Source organism: Tumebacillus amylolyticus (assembly GCF_016722965.1).
Lineage (GTDB): Bacteria > Bacillota > Bacilli > Tumebacillales > Tumebacillaceae > Tumebacillus > Tumebacillus amylolyticus.
Window position 1 is genome coordinate 1 of the sequence record NZ_JAEQNB010000008.1, and the last position, 14,890, is coordinate 14,890.

The window sequence follows — 14,890 nt, forward strand, 5'->3', positions numbered from 1 at the left end:
CATGTCTCGTGATGATGGCGGAAAGGTCACACCTGTTCCCATCCCGAACACAGAAGTTAAGCTTTCCAGCGCCGATGGTACTTGGACCGCAGGGTCCCGGGAGAGTAGGACGTCGCGAGGCAAACCGAAAGGCTCGATTCTCAGCAGAGGATCGAGCCTTTTTTCCAACAAAGGAGAGATGACGTTGCTCGTAGCGAAACAAACTTTGTCCCAACAAGAATTGACTGAAATACGTGAATTGGTCGAGCTTTGCAATGAATTCGAAGGCATCCAGTTGAAGATGAACTGGGACAATCTCGAAACTCGCAAAGGAAATCAAACCGACGACTTCCTCTACTACGAAGACGGCCGGTTGATCGGATACTTCGCTCTGTTCGCCTTCCAGTCCACCGAAGCGGAGATGATCGCAGCCGTTCATCCGGATGCACGTCGCAAGGGCATTTTCCGCCACCTGCTCGATGCAGCGCTTCAGCAGATGAGACAACGCAACATCCCGAAGCTCTTGTTTGTCGTGGACAGCAAGTCTGCAAGCGCCACAGCGGTCGCAAAGCACCTCGGAGCCACGTACGCCCACTCCGAGTACCGCATGGAACTTGAGACGGTACAGGCACAACCGAAACGCCATCCAAACCTCTCGGTCCGCCGTGGGGCGGTCGAGGACGCAAACTTCATTTCCGACGTCACGGCAGATGCGTTCGGCTACCCGAAACGCCCGCCGCATGACGCGGAGTACTTTGCTCATCCCACCCGTCGAATTTACATCTTCGAGGCAGACGGGGAGCGCGTCGGGACTCTTTTCACCATTCTCTTCTCAAACGACAGCCGGTCGGCCATCTACGGCTTCTGCATCCAGAAATCTGCGCAAGGAAAAGGCTACGGACGTCAAGTGCTCTCCGAAGTCGTGCAGGAACTCCTCGCAGACGGTTTCCAATCTGTTGAACTCGAAGTCGCTTGCGAAAACAAGCGTGCCCTCGGCCTCTACCAATCTGTCGGCTTCGAAGAGATTGGCGCTATCGACTACTATGCCTTGCCCGTGCTCTAAACCCATACGGAAAAGCCTCCTTCCCACCGGAACGGAGGCTTTTTTTCAAAACGAGGCTCTCATAAAACGGCGATCCACACCGTCAACACCAACCCGTGAAACACCGTCATCAAAATCGTATTGGCCCGACTCCGCCGGATCGATTTCTTGGAGCGAACGTTGACGTTCCAAGCCCGGATCGCCCCCAGCAACCCGCAGAGCACCGTCACCAAAAACACATGTGCCACCTGCAACGTCGCCATCGTACCCAAGAGCACGAGCAGCAAAAAACACCCCGCCGGCAACTGCCGAGACGCTCCCGCCCATCGCTTGGAACGCCCCGTTGCGGACTCCTTGCGAACAGAGCCACGCCCACGCTCGCGTCCTTCTGCCAAGGCACTCCACCGACTCTGCACCCACCACGCCAAGCACAGCAGCGAATGCAAGATCACCGCCCATCCGATCAGCGGCTCCCACGAGCGCGTCCAAGACAGATACACTTCCAGCAACCAGCCGCCCACCGACGGCAACGCCGCCAGCCAGACGGCCCACACACTCATCCGCCAAAACCCCCACGGCGTGCGGCGGACACGATTCATTCCATGAGATCCAGATCCATCAGACATCGAGGAATTCCCTCCCTTTGCCCAACATGAAGGCATCCGGCACCGCCAGAAGCAGGGACTTCGCCTCACTCTCCGGCAGTGCGGACAGACACGACACAGCCTTTTTTCGGTAAAAAACGGCCGATCCCGCCTCCGACGCGACGGCCATCCCCACACAATAACCATACTCGATCAACGCTTCCCGTATCTCTTCCTCACATCGACCCAGCATCGCTCCCACCTTGCAACAGACGCCCGCAAAGCGACCCCATTTGCGATACGCCTGTTCCAACTCCGCATGCTCCGAATCCTTCACATGCTCGCCCCAGTCGAGATCGCGCCCCGGCAGGCGGTCGGACTTCAAACGGCAGGCTTCATCCAGAATCTCACGCGCCACATCCGTTGGCAGTTCTGTCGCCATGCGCAGACCTTTGGCATAGAGGAAATCTGCCACCCGAAACTGCTCCAATGGACGGACTCCCATGCCGGCCAAGCTCGTCTCTTCCTGTAAGCACAGAGACAGTTCGAGAAGCTCCAACGCAGCGGAGGCACAGCCGAGCTTTTTTTTCTCGACGGAACCTGCCGCTTCGCCGGACAGTCGGACCAAGAGCCCGGAGCGCAGACCCGCGCGTTCCCGGACGGCTTCGACCAATGTCTTGGTGACGTTTGGGGCTTCGACCAGCGCCGCGGAGATCTCCCGCCACAGCACGTGTTCACGTGTCGCCATCGATCTCCCTCCCGTTTGCGATGCCTGTCTCACGGCGTGTAAAAAATCGTCTGTTCCTGATTCAACTCATCCAAGATCAGATTCGGAAACTTGCGCATCGACACGTTCAAAAACTCATTGATCAAAAACGTATCGTGCGACGAAAACGTCAAGATCATCTCGCCCCAACGCTCCGTCTCATACCGGCAGAGCATCCCCAGCACGAACATGATCATGAAATGCACCGAAATCTCCGGTAGCACCAAGTCGCTCTCATGCGGAAAGCGCAGATGCGGCCGCCCCGAGAAGTCATGCAACAACAAGCGATGGTGCAAAGGGTCGCCGTCGACCTCGATTCGCAAAAGCCCCGTTTCACCGGGCTCCTCCCCGTAGGAAAAACGCGACCGCTCCTCCCCGTGTCGATTCAAGATCTCCAACAGCTCGTCGCGTGTCTTCTGAGCAGAGGCAACGAACGCGCGGGGAACGTGCCAGTGCGGTTTTTCCGAAGCGGTTTGGTAGTTGAGCGGGCAGACTTGCGCAGACCCGTACAGGCGCTCGTAGGCGTGCATGAGCTCGGGGATGACGCTGAGCAATTCCTTCATGCGAAACGGTTGCAGCGGCTGAAACTCCGGGCCTCCGAGCGTGTTGTGCAACGTCTGGAAAATGCCGTCCTTCTGCACGCGGACTTCATCATCCGCAAACGAATAGCCGTCGCGCTTGAGCTTGCGGGTGGAGAGTCCGTGCTTCAAGACGGAGGTCGTCGAGGGATAATCCGGGATGCGCGAGGTGATCAGCGCTTTGGCGAGCGCCATCATGCCGTAATAGAGCAGCAGCGGTTTGGTCAAAATATCACAGGCTTCAGCGGCGCGGTAGTATTCCCGTGCTTGCTTGATGGAAAAAATAAACTTGGGCGTCGCTTGGTACACCCACTTCGGCACCGACTCCACACCCTGCGCTTCGTATTGGCGGCGCAGATAGTCGCTTGTCGTCTGCTCGTTTTCGTAATAGACAAACGTATCCCAGAGCTTGCGATACGGTTGTTCCGACGGAATGCGAACTTGCGGTTGCATCGAGCTTCACACCCCTCTTTCACAACGTGCTTGACCTCACTAGAGCCTATTGCTAAACTAGTCACTAATATCCACGGTCAAGGGACAATCTATACGTAACTTCTTGGGGGGAATATCGGAATGTGGCAGAACAAGTTTGCCAAGGAAGGGCTCACTTTTGACGACGTCTTGTTAATTCCTGCGAAATCGGAAATCTTGCCGCGCGACGTGTCTGTAGCGTCTCGCATCACCCGCAAAGTCAAACTCAACACCCCGATCGTTTCAGCTGGGATGGATACCGTCACCGAGTCGAAGATGGCAATCGCGATGGCGCGCGAAGGCGGCATCGGCATCATTCACAAGAACATGCCGATCGAACGACAAGCCGAGGAAGTGGACCGCGTCAAGCGTTCCGAGTCCGGCGTCATCACCAACCCGATCTACCTCACTCCGGAACATCAGCTCTACCACGCCGAAGAGATGATGGCGAAGTACCGCATCTCCGGCGTCCCGATCATCGAGCCGGACGGCAAACTGGTCGGCATCATCACCAACCGCGACCTGCGCTTTGAGAAAAACTTCTCGCACAAAATCGGCGATGTCATGACCAAGGAAAACCTCGTGACCGCACCGGTCGGCACCACGCTCGAAGACGCGCAGGAAATTCTCCAACGCTCCAAAGTGGAGAAGCTCCCTCTCGTCGACGAGGACTTCCACCTCAAGGGCCTGATCACGATCAAGGACATCGAGAAAGCGATTCGCTTCCCGAACGCCGCCAAGGATGAAAAAGGCCGCCTGATCGTCGGTGCCGCAGTCGGCGTCACCAAAGACACGTTCGAGCGCGTGGAAGCGCTGGTGAACGCGGGAGTAGACCTGATCACCGTTGACACCGCACACGGCCATTCGCTGGGCGTCATCAACACCGTGCGTGAACTTCGCGAGAAGTACCCGGACCTCGAAATCGTCGCAGGCAACGTCGCAACGGGCGAAGCGACTCGCGATCTGATCGAAGCGGGCGCATCGGCTGTCAAAGTTGGGATCGGGCCGGGCTCGATCTGCACCACCCGCATTGTGGCAGGGATTGGTGTGCCGCAGATTACGGCGATCTACGACTGCGCGACGGTGGCGCGTGAGTACAACATCCCGATCATCGCAGACGGCGGGATCAAGTATTCGGGCGACATCGTGAAGGCGCTGGCGGCGGGTGCCGACTGCGTCATGGTCGGTTCGTTGCTGGCAGGTACGGAGGAATCGCCGGGTGAGATGGAAATTCACCAAGGCCGTTACTTCAAAGTGTATCGCGGGATGGGCTCGCTCGGTGCGATGAAGGAAGGCTCGAGCGACCGCTACTTCCAAGAGAACACCGAGAACGCGAAAAAATTGGTCCCCGAAGGCATCGAAGGCCGCGTCCCGTACCGTGGGTCCCTGGCCGACATCATCTTCCAAAACGTCGGCGGCATCCGCGCCGGCATGGGCTACTGCGGCGTCGCGACGATCTCCGACCTGCAATCCAAAACCTCCTTCATCCGCATCACGGGTGCGGGCTTGAAAGAAAGCCACCCGCACGATGTCCAGATCACGAAGGAAGCACCGAATTACAGCTTCTAAGCAAAAAAAGACCGACCCCACCCCGGGTCCGGTCTTTTTTTCACAAATACCTCGCAAAAAGCTCCTGCCTCGACAGCACCACCTGCTGGGGAACGAGGGCGTCCGTCCTGATCTTCATCCGCTCTCGTCCTTGGGGATGCAGGACCCTGAGGAGCACGCGCAGATACCACTTTGTCGCCAAGGCGAACAACCCCCGGGACATCGAGATCTTGCGAAAACCCAAGGGTCCGATCCCGCGGTTGATCAGCGAAATTCCGTACAAGGCCTTCACCGCTTCATGATCCGGATGGTTGAGATGAGAGGCCACCACACGCAACGCTCTTCTCATTTCCTTCAATAATAATTTCGCCAACTGCATCTCGGAATTCGCTTGCCCGTGCAGAGCGAGCAACTGCTCGTTGTTCAAATGAATCTCCATCAACTGATCGCCTCGCTGAATCACGGTGCCATCGTCTAATTCAATAGCTTCCCGACCCTTGTACCGGCACAACCGCACGAACAGCAGATCTCGATCCGACCGCAATGTCTGCACGTGGAACAACCGCTGGAACAGATGCTCCCAGCCAAGCCAAACCCGCGTGACCCAAGGGAGTTTGCCCGACCTCGACCCCTGATCCACCCCCGTCTCCCTCTCAAGCTCCTCCGCTCGCACCCAATCCATACCGGAAGCCGCCGTCTCGCGCAACAACTTCTCCAAAGCCTCCACCATCACCAGCGGAGCCCCATGCTCGGCTCCCACCGTCTCATCCGAATCATGCAACACAAGCACCGCCCCCGCACGCAGAGATTTTTGCAACCGCCGGGAAAGTCGTGCGACACTCTGCTTGCGCCAATCGCCGACCATCCCCGACCACAGCACAATCCGAAATTCCCGCAGCACCACGAAATCCAGCAAATTCAACAATCCCCACGGCGGCCGCAAGAGCGTGGGTCGAACCCCCGTCAATCTCTCCACAACCTCCGCCGTCCGCTGTGCCTCGCGCCGAACTTTCCAAGGAGACATCAACCAATGCGGGCGATGCCGATACCCATGCACCCCAATCCCATGCCCCTCTCGATGCATGCGCCGAATCAACTCCGGATGGAGCTCCGCCTGCGACCCCATGACAAAAAACGTCGCTCTCACCCCGTGCTTCTGCAACACATCCAGCACGAGCGGGGTATAGATCGGGTGTGGCCCGTCGTCAAACGTCAAGGCCGTGGAAGTGCTGCCCCGCACCGAACGCATGACGCCGATCCCCGCCACACGACTCAGGAAAAAGGGAAGCAAACTGTAGAGAATCACCAAGGTGAGCACAGCTTCCAGAACCCAAAGCCCCATTGCATCCACTTCCTTTTTCTACGAGACTGATTTCGCCCTTGTCAGCAACGCCTGCAGAGGATAGACTCCGTAAAAAATCGCAATCGCCCCCATCACGACCGCGCTCATCCAAAGCGTCGCCCTTGCGGACAGCAAATCCCCGATCCAACCGCCCAGAATCGGCCCGAGCATCACCCCGATGCCCTCCACACTGGAGAAAACGGCCCATGAGACGGAGAGCTGCTGTTCGGAGACTTGCGAGGCCAGCAACGCATTCCAAGCCGGAAGCACCGCCGAGTAGGAAAGCCCGAGCACCACCGCCCACAGGCATCCGGCGAGCAAGGAACGACTTCCACCCAAGCAGGACAACGCCACGGCAAACACCGCAAATCCGCCGACGAGGAACCATTTTTGCCCGAAGTGATCCGACAAGCGACCCATCGGAATCAACCCGAGAATCGCACAAACTCCGCCGAACAACAGCAGCAGAGAGTATTGCGAGTACGTAAGCCCCATCAACTTTGTCACAAACGAAGGCAAGACGGGCACCAGCATCCCCGCCGCAAGCGTTTGCAGAATCATGCCGGGGAGCAGGGGGCCGATTTTTTTCAAACGATCTCCCATGTCGCGCAGTTGCTCCCGAAGCGGCGCCGAGAGAGCTTGGTGCCGCTCCTGCTTCGGCAAGATCAGCGAGAGCACCAAAGACAGCCCCGCCAAGCCGAGCAACAGCCAAAACGCCTGCTGCGCAAAGCGATCGAGCAAAAAATTCGTCAAAAAAAGACCGCCCCCCATGCCGCCCATCCACGCCGTATAGATCGCGCCCATCTGCGTTCCGCGCCGGTCTTCTTGCAAGTACGACACACAGACCAACCAAACCGGAGAGAGCCCGACCCCGTACAGAGTCGATGCGACGACCAACCACCACGAACTCGAAAAAACCTGCAAGGACAGCAAACTCAACAACCCAAGCGCCAACCCCGCAGGCAGAATCAACCGAAACGAAAAACGATCCAGTAAATACCCGCTCGCGATCTTCAAAATCGTGTCGGCGGCATAATGAGCGGTCACCGCGACGCCGACCATCGAGACGGAAAAACCGAGCTTCGTCACACCGTACGCCGGCAAATAACTCATGAGAAACGCCGCCCGCACGAACTCCACAAGCAAGAGCATCAACAGCATTCGCAGCATGGATTTAGGGATGTGCAGGAAGTGCTTGGTGGAGGACACGGGAGGTCATCCCTTCTTTCCATGAAGTTTTCATATCGGCGACGACTCGTTCGGCCGAGTTTTGCTGACCGAGGGGTGTGTGGTTTGTTTGCACGAGCGAGGAGAGCAGCTCGTCTTTTTGTAAAAGGTGTTTGATCTCGGCGAGGTCTTCTCGTGTTCGAACAACGCGGGCGGCTCCCTTGGCTTCGAGATAGCGCGCGTTTTCCAACTCCTGACCGGGCACGGGGGAGAGGATCAAGATCGGAAGCTGAAGGCTCAGCGCTTCGGCCAGTGTGATGCCGCCCGCTTTCGTGACGAGCAGGTCGGCCGTTTTCATCAACTCTTCGATGTGAGGGAGATAGCCGAAGATGTGAACGTCTGCGAGAGGTGCCGTTTTCAAAAGCAAGTCCGATCGCATCGCTTCGTTGTTCCCGCAGGCGACGAGAACTTCCCAGTCTTGCTCGGCAAACGATTGGATGATCTCCAACCAGTTCCACGAAACGCCGTAGCCGCCGGCGGAGAGCAGAACTTTTCGTTTCTGAGGCGTGAGTTGGTAGCGGCGTGCCAACTCGTGTTTTTCCTCCAGGAGGTCTTGAGCTCGTTGGAATCCCTGACGAATCGGGATTCCGCTGACGACCACTTGGTGCGGGAGAACCCCTTTTTGAAAAAGTTGCTCCGCCAAGTCATCCGTCGCCACGTAGTATTTGTCGATCTCCGGATGAATCCAACGGTTGTGCAACACAAAGTCGGTCAGCACGGCAAACGTCGGAATTCGCTGTCCCGTCTGCCGCCTGAATTCAGGCATGGCGAGCATCGGGAACGTGTTGATGACGAGATCGGGCTGGACAGCCTCGATCGACTTTTTTAACGTAGGAAGGCCGAAGGAATTGAAGTGGCGCGACATCAAGCGGTCGTGCGACATGTCTTTCGTGCGGTAGTAGGTCCAGCCGTACAGCGTGGGGAACAGGGTGAACGATTTGCGGTACAGAAACTTCGACGCGGCGTCCACCCACGGATGGGATTCGCGAAACAAGTCCAGGAGAACGACGCGGGCCGCGCCGTTTTTTTCAAACGCTTGTTGCAACGCTTCTGCGACTTGGATGTGACCGGCTCCGTAGCGGGCATAGAGGATGAGGACGACAGGGTCTCGCCGTGGTTGCATACGATGGCTCCTTTCTTCTCTATTGGTAGAGGGGCATGCGGGCGAAATACGGTTCCAGCAGCGCCGTCGCATCCCGTGCGGAGTGCTTGCGTCCCTCTCGTTTGGCGCACGTTTTCATGCGCGCCAACTCGGCGTCGTTCGAAAGCAGGGTGTGGAGCTTCTCCCAGAGCATCGCTTTGGACGTGGCGGCAAGCGCTACGCCCGACTCGACCAGATACCGCAGATTGTCTTCCTCTTGGCCGGGGATCGGTTTGTAGAGGAGCATCGGAAGTTGGAGCGCCATCGCTTCGGCGGTCGTCACGCCGCCGGGTTTGGTCAGCACGAGATCGGCCATCGCCATCCATTCGTGCATGTTGTCCACGAATCCCAAGACTTTGACGTGGTCGCGGCGATGGGCGAAGGCTCGCTCGACGTGGGCCTTCGCTTTTTCATTGTGGCCACAAATGATGACGAGTTGCACGGGAGCGGGCAGGCTCTCCAGCAGGGCAGGGTCGAAAATTTCCTCTCCGAACAGGCCGAAGCCCCCGCCGAGGATGAGGACGGTCGGCGTGGTCGGACTCAAGCCGTGGAGCATGCGGAGATGGTGTTTGGAGTAGTTTTTTTCAAAAGCGGGGCGCAGCGGAATGCCGGTGACTTGGATGGCAGACGCGGGGATGCCGCACTGGACCAAGCCTTCCAAGACCCGCTCGGAGCCGACAAGGTAGAGGTCGGTTTCCGGATGAATCCACGCTTGGTGGAACGTATGGTCGGTGATCAAGGTGACGAGCGGGACTTGTGTGACGAGCTGTTTGCGCAGGTGGGACATGGCAGCCGATGCAAAGGGAAAGGTCGAAACGACGAGGCAGGGCTGTTCCTCCTGCAACAAGTGCTCCAACCGTTTGAGTCCGAAGTTGGTGAGTTCGCTTAGAAAATGGGAGGAAAGAGTCGGCCCGTACGTTTTTCGATACAGAAAGCCGTACAGCGAAGGCAACTTTTTGACCGCCTGCAAAAAAACGGTGCGCCCGATTAGATGCAGGCGCGGGTGCAGACATTCCATCACGTTGACGACACGGCAGACGAGATCGGGATGATCGGCCTCAAGGACTTGGTGAATCGCTTCAGCGACCTGTTGATGGCCTTCGCCGAAATCACTGGTCAGAATCAACACGGAAGTTGTCATCGTTTTCTCCTCCTCTTCCAGTAACATGTGATCCAACAAGGCATTCTATCGAGGAAAGATGAATTTCGCGAAAAAACTTCTTTGCTTATTTTATTTGTCGGGGAGATCAAGTATTCGAAGGAGTTGATCATACTGGAGAGGAGGGAAGGAGGTTTTTGGGGAGATGGATTGGGATGTGCTCGTGTATCATTTTTTCAATCAATTTGCGGGGCATGTGCCTGTGCTCGATTGGTTTTTTTCGAAGATCGCGGAGTATTCGTTGGAGATGTACGCGGTGTTGTTTGTGATGGCGTGGTTTACGTTGCCAAAGCAAGAGGTGGGAAAGCGGCACGGGCTGTTGCTCGCGGGAGTGGCGGGGGTGTTGGCGCTCTTGATCAATTTCGTGATTTCGCACGTCTGGTACAGGCCGCGCCCGTTCGTCACACTGCCGGAGGGGACGTATACGAAATTGATTCCGCATGATCCGGATGCGTCGTTTCCCAGCGACCATACATCGGGGAGTTTCGGGTTTGCGTTTGGGTCGGCCGATCGGACGGCGAATTGGGTGTCGCGGAGTTTTGCGATCTTGGCGGTGCTCGTGATGATTTCGCGGGTGTACTGCGGCGTTCATTACCCGACCGATGTGCTCGCAAGTGTGATCGTCGGGTTCATCGCCAGCCGTATTTCTTGGAAGCTTTCCGGGAGGTTGGTGCCGCTGACGAGGCGAATCTGTCAGGTGTTTGGGTATGGGAAGTAAGCAAAAAACCGCATCCAGGACTGGATGCGGCTTTTGTCATACATTCGCCCCATGCCTCTATCCTCCAACTATGGTATAATTCCAAGTGTCTTTTCAGGACGAGCAATCACGCAATTGTGCGATAGAACCCCAAGGGACTGGAGGAGAGACAAACTAATGAAGAAACGTTTCTGGACGAAAACCGCCTCGAGCGCTTTGGTGGTTGCGTTGTTGATGGCTGCAAACGTGCCGACCGCGACGGTTGGGCCGCTGCAATTCGGGTTGTCGGTGGCGCATGCGGAAGATGCGAAACAAGCGGCCACCGATCTCAAAATCGACGCACCGGTTGGTCTCCTCATGGATGCCAAGACCGGACAACTGCTCTGGTCGAAGGACGAGCATGCCAAGCGCTATCCGGCATCCGTCACCAAGATCATGACCCTCCTGCTCACCTACGAAGCGGTGGAAAAAGGCGAGAAAAAACTCACCGACGTCGTGCCGATCTCCAACAACGCGTACGGTGTCGAAGGCTCCTCCGTTTGGCTCGACCCGAAGGAAAAATGGACCCTGCAAGACATGATCGAATTCATCGCCATCCCGTCGGCCAACGACGCCTGCGTGGCGACCGCAGAATTCATCGGCGGCAGCGAGCAAGCGTTTGTCGACCGCATGAACAAAAAAGCCCAAGAACTCGGCATGAAGGACACCCACTTCGCCGACTCCAACGGCTTGCATGACCCGAACCACTACAGCTCCGGGTACGACATCGCGCTGATGGCCCGCGAACTGATTACGAAATACCCGCAAGTGCTCGAAGTCACCAAGACCCAGAGCAAAACGATCCGCGACGGCAAGTTCAAACTGGAAAACACCAACCACGTCCTCGGCAAGATCGAAGGCATGGACGGTCTGAAAACCGGCTTCACCGACGAAGCGGGCAACAACCTCGTCGGCACCGCCGAGCGCAACGGCATGCGTTTGATCGGGATTGAACTGGGCGCCAAGGACGACAACATGCGCGTCAACGACTCGATCAAGATCATGGAGTACGGCTTCTCGAACTACAAACCGGTCACCGTGATCAAAAAAGGCGACGCCGCGCCAGACCTCGCGCCGATCACCTCCGGCGTGGACAAGGAAATTCAAACCGTCGCCCAAAGCGACCTCGTCATCGCCACCAAAAACGGCTCCCCCGACTTGGAGAAAAAAGCCGTCTACAAGGACGTCACCGCTCCGGTCACCAAAGACCAAGTCGTCGGTGAACTGCAAGCTCTCCAAGACGGCAAGGTCGTCGCGTCTGTTCCGCTCGTCGCGAAACAAGACGTGGAGAAAGGCTCGTGGATTCGCTTGATGTTCCGCGGCATCGGCCATTTCTTCGGCGGATTGTTCTCCTCGATCGGCAATGCCTTTAACTAAGTTGAAGTGAGGGAATCTCTGTGAGCGCACCCGGTTGGTATCTCATCTCGTCTATCGTGCTGTTCATCATCTTGATCCCCGGCGGCTTCTTTATGTTCCGTGCTTTTTTGCGGCGTATGGCCCCGGAGAATCAAGAGAATAACAAAAACCAGGGATAACTCCCTGGTTTTTTGCCTATTCTTGTCACGCTTGTACGACTGCGTTACAATGAATACTTGAAAGGTATAACCTTGTTCACCACTATCTTTTTTCCATATACAGGAGGCGCAATTACCCAATGATCGAAACCGGTACAACTCGTGTCAAACGCGGTATGGCGGAAATGCAAAAAGGCGGCGTAATCATGGACGTCGTGAACGCTGAGCAAGCGAAAATCGCAGAAGAAGCAGGTGCAGTCGCAGTCATGGCTCTGGAACGCGTTCCGGCTGACATCCGTTCGGCTGGCGGCGTTGCTCGTATGGCAGACCCGACCATCATTGAAGATGTTATGAACGCAGTCTCGATCCCGGTTATGGCGAAAGCTCGTATCGGCCACTTCGTAGAAGCACGCGTCCTGGAAGCACTCGGCGTCGACTACCTCGACGAATCCGAAGTTCTCACCCCGGCTGACGATAAATTCCACATCAACAAGCGCGAATTCACCGTTCCGTTCGTTTGCGGCTGCCGCGACCTCGGCGAAGCACTTCGCCGCATCGCAGAAGGCGCGTCCATGCTCCGCACCAAGGGCGAACCGGGCACCGGCAACATCGTCGAAGCTGTGAAGCACATGCGCACCGTACAAGCGCAAATCCGCAAAGTCACCTCGATGGCAGAGGACGAAATCATCGCAGAAGCGAAAAACATCGGTGCTCCGGTTGAATTGCTCTTGCAAATTCGTCGCGACGGCAAACTGCCGGTCGTAAACTTCGCAGCAGGCGGCGTCGCAACTCCGGCTGACGCAGCTCTGATGATGCACCTCGGCGCTGACGGCGTCTTCGTCGGTTCCGGTATCTTCAAATCGGACAACCCGGAGAAGTTTGCAAAAGCGATCGTCCAAGCGACCACGCACTACAACGACTTCAAGCTGATCGGCGAACTCTCCAAGAACCTCGGCATCGCGATGAAAGGGATCGAACTCTCCACCCTGTCGCAAGCTGACCGCATGGCAGAACGCGGCTGGTAATCGGAGCTCCCATGAAAATCGGCGTACTGGCGTTGCAAGGAGCTGTCGCAGAACATATCAAGAGCTTGGAACAAGCGGGTGCCGACGAAGTCGTCGCGGTCAAATGGCCGGCCGATCTCGAAGGTCTCGACGGCCTCGTCCTGCCGGGCGGGGAGTCCACCACGATTGGCAAGCTCATGAACAAGTACGAGTTGATGGAGCCGGTTCGTGAGATGGCGAAACGCGGCGTGCCGATGTTTGGCACCTGTGCAGGTTTGATCTTGCTCGCCGAACGCATCCACGGCCAAGACTGGTCCCACCTCGGCGTGTTCGACGTGCTCGTCGACCGCAACTCGTTTGGCCGCCAAGTCGATTCCTTCGAGACCGATCTCGATGTGAAAGGCATGGAAGGTCAAGAGAAGTACCGCGCGGTGTTCATCCGTGCGCCGCATATCATGGAAATCGGCGACCAAGTCGAGGTGCTTTCCACCTTCAACGACCGCGTCGTCACCGCCCGCCAAGGTCACATCCTCGGCGCGTCGTTCCACCCGGAATTGACGGATGATGTGCGTTTGCATCAATACTTCCTCACGATGGTCGAGGAAGCGAAGAAAGCATCTGTGTAAGAGAGAGGGGCGTCATGATGACGCCTCTTTTTTTATATATTTGGAGGCAACAGGGGAGAGGAGGGATCGGATGTTTGGGCACAGTGTGGATGTGATGCGGCGTGGGCAGGCGGCGAGCGGGGCTTTTTTGGGAAGTCCTTCGTTTGCGACGTATCGGTATGCGTGGCTGCGCGACGGGACGTTTGTGGCGTATGCGATGGATGTAGCGGGCGCGCATCGCGAAGCGGCCGCTTTTTATAAGTGGGTGCATGCGGCGGTGCTGAGGCATCGGGGGAAAGTCGAGAGTTTGCTTGCGAAAAAAAAGTCCGGTGCCGTGCCCGGCCCGGACTTCTTTTTGCATACAAGGTACACGGTGGATGGACACGAAGGGGTGGAGCCGTGGGGGAACCACCAGTTGGATGGGTACGGGGCTTACCTCTGGGGAGTTGCGGAGCATGTGAAGCGGAGCGGGGATGCGGGGTTTTGGGAGGAAGTCCGGGAGAGTGTGGAGTTGGTCACGGAGTATCTCGCGGAGTTTTGGCAGGGGCCGTGCTTTGATTGCTGGGAGGAGGCGGGGAAAGAGGTTCACCCGAGTACGTTGGCGGCGGTGTATGGGGGATTGAAGGCAGTCAGGTATGCCGGAATTGATGAACTACGGGAGTATATCGAACGTCACGCTTGCGTAGACGGGCGTTTTTCAAAGTCGATTGGGAATTCGGCGGTGGATGCGAATTTGCTGTGGTTGGCGGTGCCGTTTGGGATGTTCGATGTCCACGACCCGCGGATGGTGAGCACGGTGGAGGCGATTGAGCGCGAGTTGGTGACCAACGGCGGCGGGGTGCATCGCTACCCGGAGGACTCGTTCTACGGCGGGGGCGAGTGGGTCTTGCTCTCTGCGTGGCTGGGCTGGTACTACGCTCGTGCGGGGAACTTCGTGCGGGCTCGCGAACTGCTCTCGTGGATCGAGCAACAAGCGGACGCCAACGGCGATTTACCCGAACAGGTGCCTCACGGGCTCCTTTTTCCCGAGAAGTATGGCGAGTGGGTGGAGCGATGGGGCCTGCCTGCCAAGCCGCTTTTGTGGTCGCATGCGATGTACGTGGTCTTGCACAAGGAACTTCAAGCACACGGTCGCTGAGGCGCGTGTGCTTTTTTCATAAGGGTTCGTTTGAATTTGTGGGAGAAATTGTGATA

14 protein-coding genes and 1 rRNA gene are annotated in these 14,890 nt (G+C 57.1%); 8 read left to right on the forward strand and 7 right to left on the reverse strand.

The features are described 5' to 3' along the window. Nucleotides 1-4 precede the first annotated feature (4 nt). Both rrf and JJB07_RS20480 read left to right on the forward strand, forming a co-directional pair. Nucleotides 5-121 (forward strand): 5S ribosomal RNA (rrf, locus tag JJB07_RS20475). Nucleotides 122-178: 57 nt separating this feature from the next. Beyond that, nucleotides 179-1,042: a GNAT family N-acetyltransferase gene (locus JJB07_RS20480; RefSeq protein WP_201637980.1), complete on the forward strand. Its 864-nt coding sequence runs from the start codon at nucleotides 179-181 to the stop codon at nucleotides 1,040-1,042. Nucleotides 1,043-1,101: 59 nt separating this feature from the next. Here JJB07_RS20480 and JJB07_RS20485 read toward each other — a convergent pair whose 3' ends face one another. Genes JJB07_RS20485 through JJB07_RS20495 form a run of 3 tightly spaced genes read right to left on the reverse strand, consistent with a single transcriptional unit; the run spans nucleotide 1,102 to nucleotide 3,402 of the window. Then, the gene (locus tag JJB07_RS20485; RefSeq protein WP_201637981.1) at nucleotides 1,102-1,647 is read right to left on the reverse strand and encodes a hypothetical protein; all 546 of its coding nucleotides are present in this window, start codon (nucleotides 1,645-1,647) and stop codon (nucleotides 1,102-1,104) included. Then, on the reverse strand, nucleotides 1,640-2,353 hold the full coding sequence (locus JJB07_RS20490) for a polyprenyl synthetase family protein (protein ID WP_201637982.1): 714 nt from the start codon (nucleotides 2,351-2,353) through the stop codon (nucleotides 1,640-1,642). The genes JJB07_RS20485 and JJB07_RS20490 overlap by 8 nt, the downstream gene beginning before the upstream one ends. 29 nt (nucleotides 2,354-2,382) lie before the next feature. Beyond that, nucleotides 2,383-3,402: a YaaC family protein gene (locus JJB07_RS20495; RefSeq protein WP_201637983.1), complete on the reverse strand. Its 1,020-nt coding sequence runs from the start codon at nucleotides 3,400-3,402 to the stop codon at nucleotides 2,383-2,385. A gap of 120 nt (nucleotides 3,403-3,522) precedes the next feature. Between JJB07_RS20495 and guaB the strand changes: the two genes are divergently transcribed. Beyond that, nucleotides 3,523-4,989 (forward strand): IMP dehydrogenase, encoded by a 1,467-nt coding sequence (gene guaB, locus JJB07_RS20500; RefSeq protein WP_201637984.1) that lies wholly within the window; start codon nucleotides 3,523-3,525, stop codon nucleotides 4,987-4,989. A gap of 40 nt (nucleotides 4,990-5,029) precedes the next feature. On the opposite strand, the gene JJB07_RS20505 is transcribed toward guaB, so the two are convergent. Genes JJB07_RS20505 through JJB07_RS20520 form a run of 4 tightly spaced genes read right to left on the reverse strand, consistent with a single transcriptional unit; the run spans nucleotide 5,030 to nucleotide 9,819 of the window. Next, a complete protein-coding gene (locus JJB07_RS20505) occupies nucleotides 5,030-6,310 on the reverse strand; it encodes a polysaccharide deacetylase family protein (protein WP_201637985.1) in 1,281 nt (426 codons plus the stop codon). Between the two features lie 18 nt (nucleotides 6,311-6,328). Then, the gene (locus tag JJB07_RS20510) at nucleotides 6,329-7,519 is read right to left on the reverse strand and encodes an MFS transporter (protein WP_201637986.1); all 1,191 of its coding nucleotides are present in this window, start codon (nucleotides 7,517-7,519) and stop codon (nucleotides 6,329-6,331) included. Beyond that, the gene (locus JJB07_RS20515; RefSeq protein WP_201637987.1) at nucleotides 7,485-8,660 is read right to left on the reverse strand and encodes an MGDG synthase family glycosyltransferase; all 1,176 of its coding nucleotides are present in this window, start codon (nucleotides 8,658-8,660) and stop codon (nucleotides 7,485-7,487) included. Before JJB07_RS20515 ends, JJB07_RS20510 begins: the two co-directional genes overlap by 35 nt. A gap of 19 nt (nucleotides 8,661-8,679) precedes the next feature. Further along, nucleotides 8,680-9,819, reverse strand: coding sequence for an MGDG synthase family glycosyltransferase (locus JJB07_RS20520; RefSeq protein WP_201637988.1), 1,140 nt, complete (start codon nucleotides 9,817-9,819; stop codon nucleotides 8,680-8,682). Nucleotides 9,820-9,982: 163 nt separating this feature from the next. Here JJB07_RS20520 and JJB07_RS20525 point away from each other — a divergent pair, with 163 nt between their 5' ends. The 5 genes from JJB07_RS20525 to JJB07_RS20545 all read left to right on the forward strand — a co-directional run bounded on the left by JJB07_RS20525 (nucleotide 9,983) and on the right by JJB07_RS20545 (nucleotide 14,834). Then, nucleotides 9,983-10,555, forward strand: a complete 573-nt coding sequence (locus tag JJB07_RS20525; protein ID WP_201637989.1) for a phosphatase PAP2 family protein — start codon at nucleotides 9,983-9,985, stop codon at nucleotides 10,553-10,555. Between the two features lie 156 nt (nucleotides 10,556-10,711). Next, entirely contained in the window at nucleotides 10,712-11,950 is a 1,239-nt protein-coding gene (locus tag JJB07_RS20530; protein ID WP_201637990.1) for a D-alanyl-D-alanine carboxypeptidase family protein, read from the forward strand. Between the two features lie 277 nt (nucleotides 11,951-12,227). Then, a complete protein-coding gene (gene pdxS / locus JJB07_RS20535; RefSeq protein WP_201637991.1) occupies nucleotides 12,228-13,112 on the forward strand; it encodes a pyridoxal 5'-phosphate synthase lyase subunit PdxS in 885 nt (294 codons plus the stop codon). Between the two features lie 11 nt (nucleotides 13,113-13,123). Continuing rightward, entirely contained in the window at nucleotides 13,124-13,717 is a 594-nt protein-coding gene (gene pdxT / locus JJB07_RS20540) for a pyridoxal 5'-phosphate synthase glutaminase subunit PdxT (RefSeq protein WP_201637992.1), read from the forward strand. Nucleotides 13,718-13,787: 70 nt separating this feature from the next. After that, on the forward strand, nucleotides 13,788-14,834 hold the full coding sequence (locus tag JJB07_RS20545; RefSeq protein ID WP_201637993.1) for a glycoside hydrolase family 15 protein: 1,047 nt from the start codon (nucleotides 13,788-13,790) through the stop codon (nucleotides 14,832-14,834). The last annotated feature ends 56 nt before the right edge of the window (nucleotides 14,835-14,890 follow it).

Excerpts from the sequence above, each read along its gene's own strand:
- JJB07_RS20480 (WP_201637980.1), top strand. The coding sequence starts at position 179 with ATGACGTTGCTCGTAGCGAAACAAACTTTGTCCCAACAAGAATTGACT.
- JJB07_RS20485 (WP_201637981.1), bottom strand. The coding sequence starts at position 1,647 with ATGTCTGATGGATCTGGATCTCATGGAATGAATCGTGTCCGCCGCACG.
- JJB07_RS20490 (WP_201637982.1), bottom strand. The coding sequence starts at position 2,353 with ATGGCGACACGTGAACACGTGCTGTGGCGGGAGATCTCCGCGGCGCTG.
- JJB07_RS20495 (WP_201637983.1), bottom strand. The coding sequence starts at position 3,402 with ATGCAACCGCAAGTTCGCATTCCGTCGGAACAACCGTATCGCAAGCTC.
- guaB (WP_201637984.1), top strand. The coding sequence starts at position 3,523 with ATGTGGCAGAACAAGTTTGCCAAGGAAGGGCTCACTTTTGACGACGTC.
- JJB07_RS20505 (WP_201637985.1), bottom strand. The coding sequence starts at position 6,310 with ATGGGGCTTTGGGTTCTGGAAGCTGTGCTCACCTTGGTGATTCTCTAC.
- JJB07_RS20515 (WP_201637987.1), bottom strand. The coding sequence starts at position 8,660 with ATGCAACCACGGCGAGACCCTGTCGTCCTCATCCTCTATGCCCGCTAC.
- JJB07_RS20520 (WP_201637988.1), bottom strand. The coding sequence starts at position 9,819 with ATGACAACTTCCGTGTTGATTCTGACCAGTGATTTCGGCGAAGGCCAT.
- JJB07_RS20525 (WP_201637989.1), top strand. The coding sequence starts at position 9,983 with ATGGATTGGGATGTGCTCGTGTATCATTTTTTCAATCAATTTGCGGGG.
- JJB07_RS20530 (WP_201637990.1), top strand. The coding sequence starts at position 10,712 with ATGAAGAAACGTTTCTGGACGAAAACCGCCTCGAGCGCTTTGGTGGTT.
- pdxS (WP_201637991.1), top strand. The coding sequence starts at position 12,228 with ATGATCGAAACCGGTACAACTCGTGTCAAACGCGGTATGGCGGAAATG.
- pdxT (WP_201637992.1), top strand. The coding sequence starts at position 13,124 with ATGAAAATCGGCGTACTGGCGTTGCAAGGAGCTGTCGCAGAACATATC.
- JJB07_RS20545 (WP_201637993.1), top strand. The coding sequence starts at position 13,788 with ATGTTTGGGCACAGTGTGGATGTGATGCGGCGTGGGCAGGCGGCGAGC.